Annotated in this window: 24 protein-coding genes and 1 riboswitch; of the genes, 14 read left to right on the forward strand and 10 right to left on the reverse strand. The window is 39.4% G+C overall.

The window, feature by feature from the left end:
• Window positions 1-163: 163 nt before the first annotated feature.
• Window positions 164-922, forward strand: a complete 759-nt coding sequence (gene tpiA / locus HZR21_RS01090) for a triose-phosphate isomerase (protein WP_003139524.1) — start codon at window positions 164-166, stop codon at window positions 920-922.
• A 123-nt stretch (window positions 923-1,045) separates the two neighbouring features.
• Here tpiA and HZR21_RS01095 read toward each other — a convergent pair whose 3' ends face one another.
• Complete coding sequence (locus HZR21_RS01095) at window positions 1,046-1,336, reverse strand: DUF3270 family protein (RefSeq protein WP_180745657.1); 291 nt, start codon at window positions 1,334-1,336, stop codon at window positions 1,046-1,048.
• A gap of 202 nt (window positions 1,337-1,538) precedes the next feature.
• Here HZR21_RS01095 and HZR21_RS01100 point away from each other — a divergent pair, with 202 nt between their 5' ends.
• Entirely contained in the window at window positions 1,539-2,468 is a 930-nt protein-coding gene (locus HZR21_RS01100; protein ID WP_180745659.1) for a peptidase U32 family protein, read from the forward strand.
• A gap of 139 nt (window positions 2,469-2,607) precedes the next feature.
• On the opposite strand, the gene HZR21_RS11670 is transcribed toward HZR21_RS01100, so the two are convergent.
• The 3 genes from HZR21_RS11670 to HZR21_RS01110 are packed head-to-tail and all read right to left on the reverse strand — an operon-like array spanning window position 2,608 to window position 4,553.
• On the reverse strand, window positions 2,608-2,946 hold the full coding sequence (locus HZR21_RS11670; RefSeq protein ID WP_246307764.1) for an ABC transporter permease: 339 nt from the start codon (window positions 2,944-2,946) through the stop codon (window positions 2,608-2,610).
• 59 nt (window positions 2,947-3,005) lie between these two features.
• A complete protein-coding gene (locus HZR21_RS01105; RefSeq protein ID WP_246307765.1) occupies window positions 3,006-3,872 on the reverse strand; it encodes an ABC transporter permease in 867 nt (288 codons plus the stop codon).
• Window positions 3,873-4,553 (reverse strand): ABC transporter ATP-binding protein, encoded by a 681-nt coding sequence (locus HZR21_RS01110; protein ID WP_180745661.1) that lies wholly within the window; start codon window positions 4,551-4,553, stop codon window positions 3,873-3,875.
• Window positions 4,554-4,819: 266 nt separating this feature from the next.
• Between HZR21_RS01110 and HZR21_RS01115 the strand changes: the two genes are divergently transcribed.
• From HZR21_RS01115 to HZR21_RS01130, 4 genes are all read left to right on the forward strand, one after another.
• A complete protein-coding gene (locus HZR21_RS01115; protein WP_180745663.1) occupies window positions 4,820-6,109 on the forward strand; it encodes a peptidase U32 family protein in 1,290 nt (429 codons plus the stop codon).
• Window positions 6,110-6,241: 132 nt separating this feature from the next.
• Window positions 6,242-6,670 carry a TM2 domain-containing protein gene (locus HZR21_RS01120; protein ID WP_180745665.1) on the forward strand — a complete coding sequence of 143 codons (429 nt, stop codon included), beginning with the start codon at window positions 6,242-6,244 and terminating at the stop codon, window positions 6,668-6,670.
• Window positions 6,671-6,690: 20 nt separating this feature from the next.
• Complete coding sequence (locus HZR21_RS12120; RefSeq protein ID WP_374940017.1) at window positions 6,691-6,939, forward strand: DUF2752 domain-containing protein; 249 nt, start codon at window positions 6,691-6,693, stop codon at window positions 6,937-6,939.
• 92 nt (window positions 6,940-7,031) lie between these two features.
• Window positions 7,032-8,174, forward strand: coding sequence for a nicotinamide-nucleotide adenylyltransferase (locus HZR21_RS01130; RefSeq protein ID WP_180745669.1), 1,143 nt, complete (start codon window positions 7,032-7,034; stop codon window positions 8,172-8,174).
• Between the two features lie 8 nt (window positions 8,175-8,182).
• Here HZR21_RS01130 and HZR21_RS01135 read toward each other — a convergent pair whose 3' ends face one another.
• Window positions 8,183-8,509 carry a hypothetical protein gene (locus HZR21_RS01135; protein ID WP_003138961.1) on the reverse strand — a complete coding sequence of 109 codons (327 nt, stop codon included), beginning with the start codon at window positions 8,507-8,509 and terminating at the stop codon, window positions 8,183-8,185.
• Window positions 8,510-8,609: 100 nt separating this feature from the next.
• Between HZR21_RS01135 and HZR21_RS01140 the strand changes: the two genes are divergently transcribed.
• Entirely contained in the window at window positions 8,610-8,822 is a 213-nt protein-coding gene (locus tag HZR21_RS01140; RefSeq protein WP_003138959.1) for a YdbC family protein, read from the forward strand.
• Between the two features lie 38 nt (window positions 8,823-8,860).
• Here the strand turns inward: HZR21_RS01140 and HZR21_RS01145 are convergent, their stop codons facing one another.
• The 5 genes from HZR21_RS01145 to thiT all read right to left on the reverse strand — a co-directional run bounded on the left by HZR21_RS01145 (window position 8,861) and on the right by thiT (window position 12,252).
• A complete protein-coding gene (locus HZR21_RS01145) occupies window positions 8,861-9,211 on the reverse strand; it encodes a DUF3397 family protein (RefSeq protein WP_180745671.1) in 351 nt (116 codons plus the stop codon).
• An 82-nt stretch (window positions 9,212-9,293) separates the two neighbouring features.
• Window positions 9,294-9,911: a biotin transporter BioY gene (locus HZR21_RS01150; protein ID WP_180745673.1), complete on the reverse strand. Its 618-nt coding sequence runs from the start codon at window positions 9,909-9,911 to the stop codon at window positions 9,294-9,296.
• A gap of 399 nt (window positions 9,912-10,310) precedes the next feature.
• Window positions 10,311-10,778: an aminoacyl-tRNA deacylase gene (locus tag HZR21_RS01155; protein WP_180745675.1), complete on the reverse strand. Its 468-nt coding sequence runs from the start codon at window positions 10,776-10,778 to the stop codon at window positions 10,311-10,313.
• Complete coding sequence (locus tag HZR21_RS01160) at window positions 10,775-11,647, reverse strand: DUF368 domain-containing protein (protein WP_483605841.1); 873 nt, start codon at window positions 11,645-11,647, stop codon at window positions 10,775-10,777. The genes HZR21_RS01155 and HZR21_RS01160 overlap by 4 nt, the downstream gene beginning before the upstream one ends.
• A 62-nt stretch (window positions 11,648-11,709) precedes the next feature.
• Window positions 11,710-12,252 carry an energy-coupled thiamine transporter ThiT gene (gene thiT / locus HZR21_RS01165; protein WP_003138950.1) on the reverse strand — a complete coding sequence of 181 codons (543 nt, stop codon included), beginning with the start codon at window positions 12,250-12,252 and terminating at the stop codon, window positions 11,710-11,712.
• A 54-nt stretch (window positions 12,253-12,306) separates the two neighbouring features.
• Window positions 12,307-12,399, reverse strand: a riboswitch (TPP riboswitch).
• A 115-nt stretch (window positions 12,400-12,514) separates the two neighbouring features.
• On the opposite strand from thiT, the gene HZR21_RS01170 reads away from it, so the two are divergent.
• The 7 genes from HZR21_RS01170 (at window position 12,515) to HZR21_RS01200 (ending at window position 17,596) form a co-directional block, all read left to right on the forward strand.
• A complete protein-coding gene (locus HZR21_RS01170) occupies window positions 12,515-13,345 on the forward strand; it encodes a lactate/malate family dehydrogenase (RefSeq protein ID WP_180745679.1) in 831 nt (276 codons plus the stop codon).
• Window positions 13,346-13,458: 113 nt separating this feature from the next.
• Window positions 13,459-14,286: a MetQ/NlpA family ABC transporter substrate-binding protein gene (locus HZR21_RS01175; protein ID WP_180745681.1), complete on the forward strand. Its 828-nt coding sequence runs from the start codon at window positions 13,459-13,461 to the stop codon at window positions 14,284-14,286.
• A 133-nt stretch (window positions 14,287-14,419) separates the two neighbouring features.
• Complete coding sequence (locus HZR21_RS01180) at window positions 14,420-15,466, forward strand: methionine ABC transporter ATP-binding protein (protein WP_180745683.1); 1,047 nt, start codon at window positions 14,420-14,422, stop codon at window positions 15,464-15,466.
• Window positions 15,459-16,136, forward strand: a complete 678-nt coding sequence (locus HZR21_RS01185; RefSeq protein WP_180745685.1) for a methionine ABC transporter permease — start codon at window positions 15,459-15,461, stop codon at window positions 16,134-16,136. Before HZR21_RS01180 ends, HZR21_RS01185 begins: the two co-directional genes overlap by 8 nt.
• Window positions 16,137-16,317: 181 nt before the next feature.
• The gene (gene msrB, locus HZR21_RS01190) at window positions 16,318-16,761 is read left to right on the forward strand and encodes a peptide-methionine (R)-S-oxide reductase MsrB (RefSeq protein WP_180745687.1); all 444 of its coding nucleotides are present in this window, start codon (window positions 16,318-16,320) and stop codon (window positions 16,759-16,761) included.
• A gap of 148 nt (window positions 16,762-16,909) precedes the next feature.
• On the forward strand, window positions 16,910-17,191 hold the full coding sequence (locus HZR21_RS01195; RefSeq protein ID WP_003138942.1) for a helix-turn-helix transcriptional regulator: 282 nt from the start codon (window positions 16,910-16,912) through the stop codon (window positions 17,189-17,191).
• 24 nt (window positions 17,192-17,215) lie between these two features.
• Window positions 17,216-17,596, forward strand: a complete 381-nt coding sequence (locus HZR21_RS01200) for an MmcQ/YjbR family DNA-binding protein (RefSeq protein WP_180745688.1) — start codon at window positions 17,216-17,218, stop codon at window positions 17,594-17,596.
• Window positions 17,597-17,634: the final 38 nt, after the last annotated feature.

Below are 17,634 nucleotides of genomic sequence, written 5' to 3' on the forward strand. Positions count from 1 at the left end.
CTCGTTAACGCGAGATTTTTTTGGTAAATTTTCAGTAGATTTTCAGCTATATCGCACTTTATTGTGAATATTATCGCTTTTTATGTTAAAATAATAGTGCATGGATTTTATATTGACGCAAGTCAAGTATAGTTCCAAATAATAAAATTTTAGAGGTGGACTCATGTCACGTAAACCGATTATCGCTGGTAACTGGAAAATGAATAAAACTTTGGCTGAAGCAAAAGCTTTCGCTGAAGCAGTAAAAGGTAAAGCACCATCTGCTGACCTTGTGGATACTGTTATCGGTAGCCCAGCTTTGTTCCTTGCACCACTTGCTGACATCTTGAAAGATGATGTTATCCAATTGGCTGCACAAAATGCTTACTTTGAAAATGCAGGAGCTTTCACTGGTGAAAACTCTCCAGCAGCAATCGCTGACCTTGGTATCGAATACATTATCATCGGTCACTCTGAACGTCGTGAATATTTCCACGAAACTGATGAAGACATCAACAAAAAAGCGAAAGCTATTATCGCAAACGGTGTGACACCAATCATTTGTTGTGGTGAAACGCTTGAAACTTATGAAGCTGGTAAAACAGCTGAATGGGTTGAAGGTCAAATCACTGCAGCTTTGAAAGACCTTACACCTGAACAAGTTTCTAACCTTGTTATTGCTTACGAACCAATCTGGGCAATCGGTACTGGTAAATCAGCTGATGCTAACACTGCTGATGAAACTTGTGGTGTTGTTCGTACAACAGTTGAAAAACTTTACGGTAAAGCAGTTTCTGAAGCTGTTCGTATCCAATACGGTGGTTCAGTTAAACCTGAAAATGTTGCTGAATACATGAGCAAAGAAAACGTTGACGGCGCCCTTGTTGGTGGTGCATCACTTGAAGCTGACAGCTTCTTGGCACTTTTGGACTTCGTTAAATAATTTATATGAAAAGTCTCGGGTTTCCGAGACTTTTTTTGTTTATTGTAAAATAGATGTTGACAGATTTTAAGATTGAATGGATAGAGAAAATCTTTAGAAAGCAAAAGAAATAAGCCTTGTGGCTTATTTCTTTATAATCCGTAGGAATGTTTTGATTGCTTTTTTTGAAACTTTCAACATCGTAAGAGATAATGCAATCGATAGTAGTACGCTCAAGAAACTTGACATAAATGCCGAGAGTATGGCGCAACTTAAAATCATGAAGATTGAAAATACAGCAATATTGAAGAAAAAGGCAATCTCGTTAAATCTTTCGGCCATCATCTTATCATCCGATGCCTTTTCTTCTCTGTAATATTCGCGCGTAGGCGCTTGCCAGTAATCTAAATCTTCATCGTATTTAGGTGCTTCCATACTGTCTCCCTTATCGTACTTCCTTATGATACCACGCTAAGACATAAATACACTTTACAATTCAGTTAAAATATTACATCTTGGTTACAAAACCGTGTTATTCATAAATTTTCTGTTTATTAACAAATAAATGATAGACATTTCTCTGGTTTTTTGATAAAAAATATCAGACGAAAATGTCTTTTCTTGTTATAATAAATTTATGACTAAGAAAATAAAGATAACTGCAACAGCAGAAAATCTCGCACAAGCTAAAGCATTACTTGATTTGGGGATTAACACGCTCTATATTGGGGAAAGTGAGTACGCTCTTCGCTTACCAAATACTTTCACTTGGGATGAAATCCGTGCCATTACAGAACTGGCACATGCAGCAGGAGCGCAAGTAACAGTAGCAGTCAATGCGATTATGCACCCTGAAAAAATGGCAACAATCAAGCCTTATCTTGATTTTTTACAAGACATCAAAGTCGATCAAATCGCAGTCGGCGATACAGGTGTGATTTTCGTCTTGAATCGTGATAAATATGAGCTTCCTTACATTTATGATGCCTCAACCATGGTAACAAGTAGTCGCCAAGTGAATTTCTGGGGACAACAAGGCGCTATCGGTGCTGTCCTATCACGTGAGTTGCCAAAAGAAGAGCTGATTAAAATGGCTGAGAATCTTGAGATTTTCGGTGAAATTTTGGTCTATGGTGCAACGATTATTCATCAATCTAAACGCCCACTTCTGGAAAATTACTATAATTTCATCAAAACTGATGAAGAAAAATCCAAAGCCAGAAACCTATTTTTGAGCGAGCCTAAGGATGAAACAACGCATTATTCAATCTATGAAGATAGTCACGGCACTCACATTTTTGCTTCCGATGATGTTGACATGATGACCGAACTTGCTACCTTGAGCGATTTGAATTACACCCACTGGAAGTTAGATGGCATCTACACGCCAGGTGATACCTTTGTTAAGATTGCCGAACGATTTGTTCAAGCGAGAAAATTGCTAGAGGCAGGCGAGTTAACACCTATTCAAGCCTTTGCCCTCGATGAAGAAATCCGCAGCCTACATCCAGCAGGTCGGACTTTGGGACATGGTTTCTATGATTTAGAACCGGATGATATTCAGTAAACGATTGGTATTTGAGCCAAAAAAACGCTAACAGTCTGATCAAACTGTTGGCGTTTTTCTTTGAAGAAGTTTCAAAATACAAAACCTTACCTAATATAGAATGAAAAAGTCTAGTACCTATACTGAGTTTTCATCAGCTTTACTCGTATCTCAAAGCAGTAATGGCATCAAGTTTTGCCGCCCTTCTTGCTGGTAAGGTACCAGCAAGGAAAGCGATAAACATGATAAGACACATGATACTTAATATAGCCAGGGGATTAAAGTCGATGAGTTTAAGTCCTTCTAGGCCTTTTAAGAATGATTTTGTCCCCATATCGTTGATAAGGTGACCGGCAGGTATGGCAGCGAGAATGCCGAACAAAGAACCGAAAAAGCCAATCAAAATTGCTTCAATACTAAAGAGTAAGAAGACTTTACCGCGACTAAGTCCCATGGCTTTCATCAATCCGATTTCACGTGTTCGTTCTTGGACAGACATAAAGAGCGTGTTGATGATGCCAAAACTTGCTGCAATAAGCGCAATAGAGCCAAAGAGAATCAGTGTGCCTGTAATGGCATTGACAACTTGTCGAATTGTCGTGATTTGGTCTTCAAGTGTTTCAGCATGGTAACCGAGTTTGGTGACTGCTTTTTGATTTTTATCATGTCTGCTTTAGAAGTGTCAGGTTTTGAATTTGTGAAGAAACCGTAGTACTGGTTTTTCATTGAATCAGGTAACCCTGCTTCGTGAAAATTTGTAGTTGCTTGGTCAAATGCTTGATTGACCGTTGACAACCCTCCTTGGACGAGAGTGAATTTCTTGATGCCAACAATTTTAGCCTTGAATGTTTTTTGTTCGCCTGTTGCTGGTGAAGTCACACCAATTTCAACAGTTTGATTCAGCGCTGCCTTTTCAGACTTGTAGCCTAAGGCCTTAACTAAATCTTTCTCTAGTGTAATTTCAGCTTCTTTATCATCTTGATTGACGCTACGTCCAGTTGCGATTTGGTTTTTAGCACCCACATCTACCATTGTCGACAGCACATATTTCTGATGATTGGCACCAGAGATGTAGTCAGCACTAGATAGAGGGATGACCGTAACAGCGTCAATCCCTTTGACCGCTTTAATTTTTTCTAAGTCTTTGAGAGTTAGGACAGTGCCACCATTTGTGTCAGCAGTTTTAGCCTCGTATTTTTGAGGGCCCTCTTCAGTTGTTCCAACGTCAGGTTGCACAAATAATGTTTGCTCACCCCCGATACTTCCGACTTGTTGGGTGACAAAATCATTGACACCGATATTCATCCCAATGGTCATGGCAATGGTGAATGCACCAATAAAAATGGCTATCATCGTTAAGATAGTGCGTGTTTTACTTCTCAGCAAGTTAGCAGTTGCTGTTTTTATAATATCTACAAATTTCATTTATTTCACCTCTTCAATAATCTTGCCATCACGCATCCGAATTTTTCGGTCACATCTAGCCGCTAAATCCTCATCGTGAGTCACGATAATTAAGGTAATTCCTTGTGATTGATTGAGGTCAAATAATAAATTTTCAATACGTTCACCCGTCGTACTGTCCAAATTCCCAGTTGGCTCATCCGCAAAAATCACTTGAGGTTGATTAATAATGGCGCGTGCCACACAGACGCGTTGTTTTTGACCACCTGATAAATCATTGGCTTTACTTTTGGCTTTTTCTGCTAAATCAACTTGTTGTAAGGCCTTCATGGCTAATTCTTTCCGTCGTTTGGCAGGGACACCTGAAATTTTTAAGGGAAGTGTGACATTATCCAGTACACTATCCTTAGCATTCATGAAAAACTGTTGAAAGACAAATCCAAATTGCTGATTGCGAACATGGTTAAGCTGTTTTTCTTTAATTTGGGTAACATCTTTGCCGTCTAGGATGATTTCCCCCTTGGTTGGTCGGTCTAATAAGGCTAAAATATGCATCAGAGTAGACTTACCAGAGCCACTTTTGCCAATAATTGCGACGGATTCTCCCTTTTCAATGGTAAGGGAAACATCGTTCAGTGCAATAAACTCGGATTCTCCCTTACCGAATACTCGTTGCACATTTTTTACTTCCATAAGTGTCATAATACATTCCTTTTTTTATTTTTTTAAAAAATAATTTTCATTTTATTGTAACTTTTCTTAGTCTAAAATTAATCAGTCTTAAGACTTAATTTAAAAGCAAATTATGATTTTTTCGAGCATTTTATTAAATTATGGTATAATGATTGAGTTAAAGTAACAGTTTTGGTCTCGTTGTCGGCACTATCTACATGAAAACGATAGAAATGTCGATGTGTATTGAGATCTTTTCAACTTACTCACTATCTTGAAAATAGGAGAAACATTTAATGTCACACAAACAACTCACACGTCCTGAGGTATTGGCACCTGCCGGGACATTGGAAAAATTAAAGGTTGCCATTAGTTATGGGGCAGATGCGGTCTATATCGGCGGTGATGCTTATGGTTTGCGCTCAAGAGCGGGGAATTTCAGCTTTGATGAAATGCGTGAAGGTGTGGCTTTCGCACAAGCGCACAACGCAAAAGTCTATGTCGCGGCTAACATGGTCACACATGAAGGCAATGAAATCGGTGCAGGCGAGTGGTTCCGCACCCTCCGTGATATCGGTATTTCAGCCGTTATCGTCAGTGATCCAGCCCTGATTGCCATTGCAGCTAGTGAAGCACCGGGGTTACCTATTCATCTGTCAACACAAGCCAGTGCCACCAACTATGAAACACTAGAATTTTGGAAAGGTCTTGGTCTGGAACGTGTCGTATTGGCGCGTGAAGTTTCGATGGCTGAGTTAGCTGAGATTCGGAAGCACACAGATGTTGAAATCGAAGCTTTTGTTCATGGTGCTATGTGTATTTCTTACTCTGGTCGCTGTGTCCTATCAAACTACATGAGTCACCGGGATGCCAATCGTGGTGGCTGTTCACAGTCTTGCCGCTGGAAATATGACCTCTATGATATGCCTTTTGGGGCTGAACGCCGCTCCGTTCAAGGCGAAATTCCTGAGGATTTCTCAATGAGTGCGGTTGACATGAGCATGATTGAACACGTCCCAGATTTGATTGAAAATGGCGTCAATTCCTTTAAAATCGAAGGTCGAATGAAGTCCATTCATTATGTGTCAACTGTCAGCAATGTCTATAAAAAAGCAGTGGATACTTACTTGGAAAGTCCCGAAGCCTTTGAAGCGATTAAACCAGCCTTGGTTGATGAACTCTGGAAAGTAGCCCAGCGCGAGCTTGCGACTGGTTTTTACTACCAAACACCAAGTGAAGAAGAGCAATTATTTGGTGCGCGTCGGAAAATTCCGCAGTACAAATTTGTTGGTGAAGTTGTTGCTTTTGATGCCAAGACTATGACTGCAACCGTTCGTCAACGTAATGTGATTACAGAAGGTGATGAAATCGAATTTTACGGTCCAGGTTTCCGTCATTTCACAGCCACAGTAGAAAATCTCCGAAACGAGGACGGTGAACGCATTGATCGAGCACCAAATCCGATGGAACTTCTAACCATGACCGTGCCAACAGCTGTAGAACCAGGTGATATGATCCGTAAAAATGGGTCAGGCTTGATTAATTTGTATGAAAAAAATGGGACGGCTAAAACGGTTAGAGCCTAAAAAGTTAAAGCTAGTTTAAAAAAACTAGCTTTTTTATATGATCAGATATAAAATTGACAAACATAAATCTGCCTGATATAATTTATTTGTAAATATTTTGTTACTTAAAACTAAGAAAGAGGGTTTCATGGTATGGCAGAGATTATTGGTATTAAGGAAAATGAAGTCTTAATTGGACTAGATGATAAGGAAATTTTAAGTATTTCACCAGATAAGCTGAACTATACATTTCCTAAAGTTGGAGACAGTGTTGAAGTTTATGGTAGCGGTGACAATATAGTTGTGAGTAAAACACAATCTCAAACTTTTTCAGTCCCTGACTATGGTCCAAATACAAAGCGTGTTTCAAAAATTGCATATGTCCTCTTAGCTTGGCTTGCCGGAGAATTGGGAGTGCATCGTTTTTTACGAGGTCAAGTTGGGATAGGTATTTTATACATCTTAACCTTTGGTGGTTGTGCCATTGCTGCTCTTGTTGACGCTATTATTGCTTTGGTAAAACTGAGTAACTATGATGGACCTGATTTTTATTTTGATTCAGAGTTTGGCTCTTGGAAATAAATTATAGGTGTCCTTTTCGTTTGGTGACAAACATACCTTGTCCATGTTGTGGTATGACACGCGCTTTTTGTAGTCTGTTATCAGGTCATATGACAAGAGCGTTTACTTTTCATGCCTTATTTTGGCTAGTACCAGTTTTCTTTCTTATCCTAGTTTTATATTTAGTTAAGAAAAAACGCTTTTATTTAAAGTTACTTTTGAGTATGGGTGGTATCAATTTTTTATACTATTTGATTCGCCTGATTCTGGGATTTCCACAAGGATTTTAAACGAGTAATCAAGAATCTAATTCAGTCAAAAAGCGAGAATCCTCGCTTTTTTTGATATAATAGTCTTAAAAATCAAGAGAGATTGGGCGAATATGAACACAAATAACATCTCAAAAGGCAGATTAACCGGAAAAAAAATTGGGGTTTATTTTGGTACCTTCGCGCCGCTACATACTGGACATCAGCAGCAAATCTATAAAACTGCCGCTCTAAATGAGGGCGTTTTACTAATTGTCTCAGGATACGATGGTGATCGTGGCTCGCAAATCGGTCTGCATTTGGAGAAACGCTTTCGTTATCTAAGGGAAGCCTTTAATGATGAACCCGTGATTAAAGTGGCGAAACTTGACGAGAATGGTATTCCTGAAATGCCACATGGCTGGGATGACTGGACTAATCGGCTGTTTGATCTGATTCGTGCCAACACCATATCGGAAAATCTTGAGGTCACTTTTTACGTTGGTGAAGCAGATTACGTCACTGAATTGAGCAAGCGTTTCCCCAAAAACGATGGTAATACCTATGCAGTCGAAATAGCTGATCGCAAGGATATCCAGATTTCTGCAACCATGATTCGGCAAAATCCGCAAACCTATTGGCAGGAAATCAATCGCGTTTTTCGTCGTCAGTTTTCAAAAGTTGTGACAATTATGGGCTCAGCCTCAACTGGCAAAACGACTCTGGTGCGTCGGCTTGCCCGCTCGATTAATGCACCTTTTTCTGAAGAATATGCTAGAATTTATGAAGAACGAGCTAATCTTGATGATAATGAACTGGGGATGGATGACTATGCCCGCTTGATTACAGGTCAGTATGATGCGAATTCACACGAAATAAATTCACCAGCAAACCAAGGCATTGTTTTTCTTGATACGGATGCCATTGTGACGCGCGTTTATGCCAAACTATACTTGAGCAAGGCAGAGCAAGAGCAGCTTGAGCCCTTGTTCCAACAAACAATTCGCAATGAGCAGATGGATTTGATTTTGGTTATTCCACCGATTACAACCTATGTCAATGATGGTTTCCGTAATATGGCATGGGAGTCATCTCGACAAGCTTTTCATGACGAGTTAATGCGCCAGCTAGCTGAGTTTGGGTTAATGGATAAAGTTGTTTTGCTCGATGATACAGGTGATGGTCGCGACCAGGGGGGGTATCTCAGTCGATATCATCATGCGATTGATGCTGTTAAAGCACGAACCGGTATCGAAATAAAACGCCTAGAATTTTAAAATAAATTCTAAGCGTTTTTCTTATCTATAATTGATTTTCTGACATTCTCTGGCACAAACGTTACTTTTCTGATTTTGCTCAAAAGAATAATCCGAATTTGATTGGATTGTAAGTCTTTTACGACAACTTGTCGCTCAGTGATACTCGAGATGCTGCCAGTGAAACTAACAAGGTCACCATTTTTTTCATTGAAATGAAGATAAACGGCATGATTAAAGGAGTGGGCAAGTTCGAGATTGGCCAGAACTTCAAGATCAATTTTAGTATAATCCTGTTTTTGATGCGCAGACTTCCCTGAAAAGAAGTTGCGAATTCCTTTAAATAAATTTTTCATACAAAAATTATAACATATTTTGAGATAAATTGGTCTAGATTTCGTATAATAAGATATATACTTAAATGAGTATAGTAAAAACAAAGGAGTAAAGCATAAAATGAGCGAATTTAAATTTGAAATTGAAGAGCACTTGATTGTCTTGTCTGAAAACGAAAAAGGCTGGAAAAAAGAGCTGACGCGTGTTTCTTGGAATGGTGCACCCGCTAAATTTGATATCCGTCAATGGTCGCCAGATTATACAAAAATGGGAAAGGGTGTAACCTTGACCAATGAAGAGTTCCAAAAATTAGTGGACGAACTCAAGAAGTAAAAAAATATCGTCAGATGATTGAAATCTGACGATATTTTTTAATTGGTAAAGATGACGAAAACCATACAAATATAGAGGAGTAAGGTCATAAAGAAGGTCACTCTCCAGAAAAAATGTAGGAATTTTTTTGCACTAAATTCTCGATAATAAAATAAATCGAGTAGGAGCAAGATAAGCGCCAAAGCTGAGACAAGCAGTAAGAAATAAGGCAGGATACTGACGTGCGTCACTTGGCGTGAAAAATAATGGAGACCGAAAATCAAGAAAAAAGTCACGACATCGGGTACGTTAAACGGCAGATGTTTTCTGATTTTAAAAAAGTTAAAAAAGATAGCGATGAGCGTAAATATTATTATCGGATAAAGCGTAATCAATAGTTTCATGAGCATATGACTATTTTAACTTTTTTAACTTGAAAATACAACTCGACAGCAGTCTACTCATTCATACCTGAATCTTGACAAAGATAGGTTAAACTTTTTCGGCTACTTCTGTTTTTTCGACTTTGTCAGCTTGTTTGGCAGGCGCAACTGCGAAATAAGGATGTGTTTTTAAAGCGCGACGAAGTGCATAGCCGATGAAGGCAGCAAGAATTGCTTTGACAATACCAGGAATAATGAAAGGTAGGAAACCAGCTTTAAAAGCAACTTGAAGTGATAGACGTGCGACAAGTGATAACCAAATCGTGCCTAAGGCTAAACACCAAGCAGCACCGATAATGTTGGCTGCGCTATATAGAATTAATTTACCACGTGTGCTTTTCACCATAAAAGCAGTTTGACCCAATAGTGAAACTTGTTGAGATTGAAGTAAGAAACCAATCAAAAATCCACCTGTTGGTCCAAGAATCACACCAAAACCTGCAGCGCCTCCAGCAAAAACTGGGATACCAATGGCACCAAGAATGAGATAGAGACAAATCGCTAAAATACTATCCAATGGTTTTAGTAGTGTTGCAATAATACCTACTGCGAGGGTTTGAAGTGTAAGGGGGACAAGTGGTAGTGGAATCGTTAGTTGACTTGCGACGGCAAGAAATGCTGTTGCAATGGCAATGATTGCCAAGCGTTGTACTTTATTGTTTGTCATGTCTTTTTGTCTGATGTCTCAAAATGTCAAGTATGGTGAGACACTTTCCTTTCTTAATGGCGTTTGGGTTTATTTGTAAACCTAAACTATTTTTTAAGTATACAATAAAAAATATGATTTGACAAGTCGGTAAGTAAATAGAGTTAATTGTTGACAGTATTTGGAGCAATTCAAATCATCTCTAAGGTTTGTACGGTTATCCTTGTCTTGACGAGTTTGGTTGTAATACTGCATAAAAACGACAAGAAAAAATAACCGTCTCTTAACTTTAGCAAGTTAGACAGTTATTTTCAACTCATTAATAGCTACCGTCTTAAACGATTCTACTGGGAGCATACGTGTTCATTGCATGCTTTTATTATACCAATCACTAAAACATTGGTTAAAAAGTCCTGCTGTTTACTCTGAAATATCCACAAAACTTGCCTTAACAAAATCGGCTAAAAGTTGGGGTTGAATGCTAATGCTGCGCCCTACTTCGCCAGCAGAGACAATCATGAAGTCTTTGCTTAGCGCAACTTCGTCAATAAAAATCGGAAAAGGATGCTTTTGACGAATCCCGACAGGATTATTAGCACCGTGGACATAACCCGTTGTTTTTTGCAAATCTTTCTGAGGAATCATGCTGACTTTTTTATTACCGGAAACTTTAGCGAGTTTTTTCTCAGATAAATGCTGCGTTAATGGGATGATGCCAATCACCGGTCCATTGTTGCCTGTTAAAGCCAACGTTTTATAAATATCAGCTTTAGAGATACCCTCCGGCAGGTCGTCTTTTAAAGCATTTAAGGCGAGCGGCTCATGGGCAATCCCTGCCTTATCCAAGATCTGTTCGACCAGTATTTTCTTCAACTTCCCTTTTTTCATTTATAGCGCTCCTCGAGTTTGCTCATCCATAGACCTAACCACAGCCCCAGGGCTGTGAAAATGGCAGCTAACACAAGGGTAAGTAGGTTACTTCCGGCATAGCTGATACTTTCAGCGCTCTTGCTATTTGGCACGAGGATAAGTACGGTAGAGGCAGATACGATACCTAAAATGAAATGAAAGACCCGTGAATGATGATGTTCAAGGAGATGCTCCATACTTTTAGCAAAGAGTAGCACGGCAAGGATACCGCCAATTGCAATCGGTAGGAAAACATTGAGTAAATCAAAGTTTTTAAATCCGACTAACATGGGTGAGTAGAGACCCAAAATCAAAAGGAGGTTGGAAGGCGAGAGACCTGGAATTAAGACACCTAAAGCAATCAAAGCACCAGCTAAGATGAAGGTTACAAAATTGGCAGGTAGTGTGCCGAAGATATAGGGCATGCTATATAAAATGACAAGACTAGCAACAAATGTGCCAATCAACCAAGACCAGTCAATTTTATCGCGCTGTGACTGACTTTCTGCCTCTTGCCACAAGGCGGGTAAGCTCCCAACAATAGCTCCCGCAAAACCCCAGAGGACGATAACTTGATAATGAGCTAACAAGAATTCAAGCGGTCGTGATAGGAGCCCAATCCCTAAAATGCCACCAATCCCGACAGGTAGGAAATAGAAAAAATCTGCCTTGAAGTTGCGACGAATGTGTGCAAGAAAGGATAACATCCGCTCGTAAATCCCTAAAATAGCTGCTAGAACACCGCCTGAAACACCCGGTAAAATGAAACCTAGAGCAATGACCACTCCTTTGATAAGTCTAATAAGCCATGACATGTTTTGTTTAACCACCTTATATTTTGTTTGTATTATTTTATTATATCAAAATATAAAAAAAGCGCATAAAAAAAGCGCCTGAACAGCGCTTTCGATTAGCAATTAAACAATTTAGGATAGGCTTTCTTAACCGCAATGAGAATGATGATTGCAGCAAGGGCTGTCATGATACCACTCATACCGTTGATAATTAAAGAGTAGCTAACTGCTCCCCAACCTTTCCAAGCATAGTCGCTCCAGAAGATGACACCGGCGACAAAGTGCCAGAAGTATTTGGCAAAAGCACCGATGATGACCGCAAGAACAATATAGCGATTCTTGCCTGTTTGAGCAAAAGGTTTCCGTGCTAGTCCTGCGAATCCCGTAAAAGTGAAAGCCAAAACGTACTCAATCAAGACTTGTGGCACACTAAGAAAGTAGGCTGTACCTAAGGCGAAATGAAGTAGACCCCAGATGAGTCCGGTTATCAGCCCAACAAGTGTTCCGTGACGTAATGAAATCAAGACGATGAGTGTCGTCCCTAGGCTGATCTCAAACCAGGCAACTTGGAGTGGGATGAGAGAAAGCGCCATAGCCAACGCAGCGACAATCGCTACCTCAGCTAAGATGCGAATGCTGAAAACTTGAGTTTGTGACATAAAAAAATCTCCTTATATTTCACAAGGAGGGGTCATCAGAAGTCATTCGATTGATTCATCAAATTGACACATCCCTACGGCGGTATTAACCGCATCAGGTTCTGAGGGTAAATCTCAACCGCGTTTGCGGTACCCCTTGTGTTTGTATTTTTTACAATATTAGTTTATCATGATACTAATGTAAATGCAAGCGCTATTATTTGGAACTCGCAACAGCATAGTTACAATTGCTAAGCACAGAAGTTGAAAGTGGGGAAATAGGATGAAAATCGGAATTATTGGCATGGGACATGTCGGTGCAACACTAGCTTATACGCTTTGTCTACAAGGATTAGCCGATGAGCTAGTCTTGATTGATACAAATGAAATGAAGGTCCAAGCTGAGTATCTTGAGTTATCAGATACCGTACAAAATTTAAATCATCATGTTAAACTTATCAAAAATGACTATGCTGCCCTTGAAAATGCAGCAATCGTCGTTTTTTGTGCAGGAGACATTAGAGTGTTGGAAACAGCGACAGACCGACTGGCAGAATTGCGCGTGACATCTAAAATTGTTGAAGATATATCACCAAAATTAAAGGCATCTGGTTTTTCAGGCATCGTCATTTCAATTACTAATCCTTGCGATGTCATAGCTCTATATTTGGCAAATATGACTGGCTTTGATAAAGCAAAAATTATCGGAAGTGGGACATTGATTGATACTAATCGTTTGAAACATCGAGCAGAACGCGATGATGTGCTAGTCATTGGAGAGCATGGTGAAAGCCAAGTCGCACTTAATGTGTCGAGTGAAGTTGAAAAGTTGGCGACTGGTACAGGTTGGGAGATTTACGCTGCCAAGCATCATACTGCCTTCGGTATTTCATCAAGTGTGGCACGCATCATTCGTGTTTTAAAAACAGACACGAGAGAGTTGTTACCAGTTTCATCTTATGATGAGTCTGAAAATTGTTTTTATGCCACTTTAACAGAATTTAACTTGAAAGATGGCGTTATACGACGTATTTTACCACCATTAAATAACTCAGAAACCAATCGATTAGCTCAGAGTATCCAAACCATAAAGAGAAATTATTTAGAGATTTGATATAGAAAAAATTGAAGTCTGTTATAAAATTTTGGTAAGACGAGGATAGTCAAGTTAGTGTTATACTAGTTTTAGTTAACTAATGAGATAACAAATTTTGGAGGAATGAATACATGAAAAAATGGACTAAAGTTTTGACGGCACTTGTTGCTGTTTTTGCAATAGGAACACTTGCAGCCTGTGGCGCTAAAAAAGACGGTGTTAAAACCTATGTTGTAGGTGTCGCAAGTGACCAACAAAAAGAAATCTGGGAAAAAGTCAGTGATTCTCTAAAAGATGACAAGATTAAAATTGATGTGAAATTATTTAGTGGCTATACAGAAGAAAATCCAGCACTTGCTGACGGGTCTCTTGACTTGAATAGTTTCCAACATGTGGCTTATTTGAACAACTACAATAAAGAAAACAAAAAAGATTTAACTTATATCGGTTATACTTTGATTTCACCATTTGGTCTTTACTCTGAAAAAATTAAAGATCCAAAAGATTTGAAGGATGGCGATACAGTCGCCATTCCAAATGACCCAACAAATGGTGGTCGTGCACTTCAAGCGCTCGAAACACTTAATATTATCAAACTTAAAAAAGATGCGCCTGATTCACCAGAAGTGAAAGATATCGAATCTTACAACACTAAAATTGAGATTAAACCAATTCAAGCAGACCAATTGGTTGCGACGTTACCAGATGTGACAGCTGCCTTTATCAACACTAACTATGTGACTGACCAATTGCATACAACACCTAAAAAATCTGCGATTTATATTGACACAGATCACTTGGATAAAGTAAGTGACCTGTATAAAAATATCATCGCTGTTCGCAAAGAAGACAAAGATAAAGAAGACTTCAAGAAAATTGTCAAAGCTTATCAAACACCAGAAATTGCGAAATTGATTGAGAAAACAAACGACTACCCAGCTTGGGAAGGCGCAAAATAAGACGTGTAAAACCGTTACACCTTTATCGCTTAGGGCCTGAGTTTTATACTCAGGCTTTTTGCTGGGTTATTAATAGGGAATCATCTATCAAAAAGGGCGACAGATTGTCTGAGAAAATGGTAAAATAATGGATATGATAAATTTAAAAGATATTAGTGTAAAATTCACACAGAAAGATCGTGAAGTTGTTGCGGTTGATAATGTCTCACTGAAAGTTGACAAAGGGGATATCTACGGCATTGTCGGTTATTCAGGTGCGGGAAAATCAACGCTTGTTCGAGTTATTAATTTACTTCAAAAGCCAACGCAGGGTGTCGTGAGTATTGAAGGAAAAAATCTGGTTGAATTATCCAATCGTGACTTGCGTGAAGAGCGTAAAAAGATTGGGATGATTTTCCAACATTTTAATTTAATGGCATCACGGACGATTGCTGATAACGTTGCTTTTCCTTTAAAAGGGTCAGGCTTGTCCAAACATGAAATTGAAGTTAAGGTGGCACATTTATTGGCGCTAGTTGGTATTTTAGATAAAAAAGACGCCTATCCGAGTCAATTATCAGGTGGTCAAAAGCAACGTGTTGCAATTGCACGTGCCTTGGCTAATGACCCCAAAATTTTACTTTGTGATGAAGCAACTTCTGCTCTTGATCCAAAGACAACGTTATCAATTCTAGAATTGCTCCAAGAGGTGAACCATAAACTAGGCATTACCATTGTCATCATAACGCATGAAATGCAAGTGGTTAAGGAAATTTGTAATAAGGTGGCGGTCATGGAAAATGGTCGTGTGATTGAGCGTGGCAATGTGATTGACATTTTCAATGAACCTAAAGCGGATTTGACGCGAGACTTCATCAGAACGGCGACGCATGTCGAGCAGGCTGAGAAGAAATTATTGGCGCATACAGACCAACCTGTCTATGAGCTTAAATTTTCAAATGCGACGGAACCAGTTATTATTGAGCTTTACAAGCGGTTTGCTGTGACGGCAGATATTTTGTATGGTAATATCGAGTTTCTGCAAAATGTGCCGATTGGTACGATGATTGTGACGCTTGAGGGTGAGAATGGTAAGCAGCCTGATTTGGAGGCGATTACTAACTATTTAGCAGAACGACAAGTGCGAATTTCTGAAATTAAACGCTCAGAAGTAAAAGAAACAGAGGTGCCAAATGATTAATCAACTTTTTCCAAATGCTGCCGAGTTGTGGCCTGATTTTTGGACTGCAACGCTTGAAACCTTGCAAATGACTTTTATCACGGGAGTGATTGCGGGGATTTTGGGCTTGATTTTAGGTGTCATTTTGTTGATGACTGATGAAGGTGGTCTGACGCCGCAACGTTTGATTTATACGATTTTGGATAAGATTGTCAATATTGGTCGTTCTATTCCTTTTATCATTTTATTGGCTGTGATTATGCCAGTGACGCGTTTCCTTGTTGGCACTTCTGTTGGGACAGCTGCCGTTACAGTACCATTGGTGTTAGGTACGATTCCGTTTTTTGCTCGTCAGATTCAAAATGCCTTACTTGAAGTTGATCCGGGTGTTGTGGAAGCTGCGCGTGCCATGGGTGTCGGGAATTTCGGCATTATTTATCGTGTCTATTTAAAAGAAGGTTTAGTGTCAATTATTCGGGCGTCGAGCTTTACAGTAATTAATTTGATTGGTTTGACAGCAATGGCTGGCACTGTCGGTGGTGGTGGTCTAGGCTCAATGGCATTGCAACAAGGGTATCAACGTGGTCGTGGTGATGTGACTTTCTTATCCCTTGTCTTTGTTTTGGTGATTGTTTTCATCAGTCAAGTACTTGGTAATTTAGGTGTTAAAGCAGCCTCAAAAGGCCGTTGATTTTAAAAGATATTAGTCTTATCGAATGAGTAAAAGCCTTTGAGCGGACGCAGTTCGCGAATGACCCCGCTTGGACGAAGCGCCAGCGTAGGTCAAGTTTCAAGATTTCACGAAGAGAAATCGTAGAAAGCCTTTGAGCGGGCGTAGTTCGTTAAGATGAATCGCAGAAAGAGGTGTCGCTATGACAAAATACGATCAAAAGGAACTCAAGAAACGCTTGACCCAGGAAGAATATGCTGTCACACAAGAGTCAGCAACGGAGAGACCGTTTACTGGCAAATATGATGATTGGTGGCAAGATGGTATCTTTGTTGATGTTGTTTCGGGGAAACCCTTATTTTCATCAACGGATAAATTTGATGCAGGTTGTGGTTGGCCGGCCTTTAGTAAGCCAATTGATACCTTGGAAATCATTGAAAAGCTAGACCGCTCAATTATCGGTAGAGATAGAACTGAGGTTCGTTCGGCTGATGCGGACTCACATCTTGGACACGTTTTTGAAGATGGTCCTAAAGAAACAGGTGGTCTACGCTACTGTATTAATTCAGCAGCACTATGTTTTATTCCAAAAGCAGATTTGGTTCAGGCTGGGTATCCAGAATATCTTGCGTTATTCGCAGATTAGCCAGTGTAGTGCTTACTTACCTATTTTTTGATGGCTTTGCTAAATGAAACTGAATTTCTTGTCAAAAACACGAATTTATAATACAATGAAAATATGTAAAGGTCTTTTGACAATATGCATCGGGAAATAGATTTAAGAAGGAGGTTCCATGGAGAATAATATTAAAAAATTGCGCAAGGCGATGAAATTTTCTCAGGAAGACTTGGCGCGTCTGACGCATTCCACTCGACAGTCAATTAATGCTGTGGAAAATAATAAGTATGACCCGTCTTTAGATTTGGCTTTCAAAATTGCCAAAGCTTTAGATGTTGAGGTTGATGATATCTTTATCAAGAAGACCAAGTCTGATGAAGCAGATTTCGAGCTTTGGTGCGAAAAGTACAGCTGTGAGTTGTGGCAAAATCAGAAACAAAAACCTTCTGTTTCTTAATATAAGTTGAAGGGACTCTAGTAGATGAAAGAAGTTGATATTTGTACTTATGCAGAGACGTTTCCAGCGGCTCATACTGATTATAAAGCAGAGTGGGGCGCGACGCGTTTACTACTAGATGATAAAATGTTTGGCATGCTAGGACAAGATAAGTCAGGAAAACGGATTTTAACAGTTAAGTTAAAACCCGAAGATGGTGAATTACTGCGAGAGCAATACGCTGAAATCGTACCGGGTTACTATATGAATAAGGTACATTGGAATTCGATTGACCTTGCGGGTCAAGTTCCTGATGAGACGATTAAAGCTATGATACAAAACGCATACCAGTTGATTTTACAAGGAATGACCAAGAAAAGACAAAGAGAAATCAATGAGTTAGTACCGAATTCAACTATAAGCTAGAGCCTTTTAAACGGCAGAACCAGCTGATAAATAAGTAA

It is taken from the genome of Pseudolactococcus laudensis, from assembly GCF_013449735.1.
Classification (GTDB): Bacteria; Bacillota; Bacilli; order Lactobacillales; family Streptococcaceae; genus Pseudolactococcus; species Pseudolactococcus laudensis.

Excerpts from the sequence above, each read along its gene's own strand:
- HZR21_RS11670 (WP_246307764.1), bottom strand. The coding sequence starts at position 2,946 with ATGTCTGTCCAAGAACGAACACGTGAAATCGGATTGATGAAAGCCATG.
- HZR21_RS01155 (WP_180745675.1), bottom strand. The coding sequence starts at position 10,778 with ATGAAAAAAGGGAAGTTGAAGAAAATACTGGTCGAACAGATCTTGGAT.
- HZR21_RS01185 (WP_180745685.1), top strand. The coding sequence starts at position 15,459 with ATGATTAATCAACTTTTTCCAAATGCTGCCGAGTTGTGGCCTGATTTT.
- HZR21_RS01120 (WP_180745665.1), top strand. The coding sequence starts at position 6,242 with ATGGCAGAGATTATTGGTATTAAGGAAAATGAAGTCTTAATTGGACTA.
- HZR21_RS01130 (WP_180745669.1), top strand. The coding sequence starts at position 7,032 with ATGAACACAAATAACATCTCAAAAGGCAGATTAACCGGAAAAAAAATT.
- HZR21_RS01140 (WP_003138959.1), top strand. The coding sequence starts at position 8,610 with ATGAGCGAATTTAAATTTGAAATTGAAGAGCACTTGATTGTCTTGTCT.
- HZR21_RS01145 (WP_180745671.1), bottom strand. The coding sequence starts at position 9,211 with ATGCTCATGAAACTATTGATTACGCTTTATCCGATAATAATATTTACG.
- HZR21_RS01195 (WP_003138942.1), top strand. The coding sequence starts at position 16,910 with ATGGAGAATAATATTAAAAAATTGCGCAAGGCGATGAAATTTTCTCAG.
- HZR21_RS01110 (WP_180745661.1), bottom strand. The coding sequence starts at position 4,553 with ATGACACTTATGGAAGTAAAAAATGTGCAACGAGTATTCGGTAAGGGA.
- thiT (WP_003138950.1), bottom strand. The coding sequence starts at position 12,252 with ATGTCACAAACTCAAGTTTTCAGCATTCGCATCTTAGCTGAGGTAGCG.
- HZR21_RS01095 (WP_180745657.1), bottom strand. The coding sequence starts at position 1,336 with ATGGAAGCACCTAAATACGATGAAGATTTAGATTACTGGCAAGCGCCT.
- tpiA (WP_003139524.1), top strand. The coding sequence starts at position 164 with ATGTCACGTAAACCGATTATCGCTGGTAACTGGAAAATGAATAAAACT.
- HZR21_RS01170 (WP_180745679.1), top strand. The coding sequence starts at position 12,515 with ATGAAAATCGGAATTATTGGCATGGGACATGTCGGTGCAACACTAGCT.
- HZR21_RS01150 (WP_180745673.1), bottom strand. The coding sequence starts at position 9,911 with ATGACAAACAATAAAGTACAACGCTTGGCAATCATTGCCATTGCAACA.
- msrB (WP_180745687.1), top strand. The coding sequence starts at position 16,318 with ATGACAAAATACGATCAAAAGGAACTCAAGAAACGCTTGACCCAGGAA.
- HZR21_RS01175 (WP_180745681.1), top strand. The coding sequence starts at position 13,459 with ATGAAAAAATGGACTAAAGTTTTGACGGCACTTGTTGCTGTTTTTGCA.
- HZR21_RS01115 (WP_180745663.1), top strand. The coding sequence starts at position 4,820 with ATGTCACACAAACAACTCACACGTCCTGAGGTATTGGCACCTGCCGGG.
- HZR21_RS01200 (WP_180745688.1), top strand. The coding sequence starts at position 17,216 with ATGAAAGAAGTTGATATTTGTACTTATGCAGAGACGTTTCCAGCGGCT.
- HZR21_RS01105 (WP_246307765.1), bottom strand. The coding sequence starts at position 3,872 with ATGAAATTTGTAGATATTATAAAAACAGCAACTGCTAACTTGCTGAGA.
- HZR21_RS01180 (WP_180745683.1), top strand. The coding sequence starts at position 14,420 with ATGATAAATTTAAAAGATATTAGTGTAAAATTCACACAGAAAGATCGT.
- HZR21_RS01135 (WP_003138961.1), bottom strand. The coding sequence starts at position 8,509 with ATGAAAAATTTATTTAAAGGAATTCGCAACTTCTTTTCAGGGAAGTCT.
- HZR21_RS01100 (WP_180745659.1), top strand. The coding sequence starts at position 1,539 with ATGACTAAGAAAATAAAGATAACTGCAACAGCAGAAAATCTCGCACAA.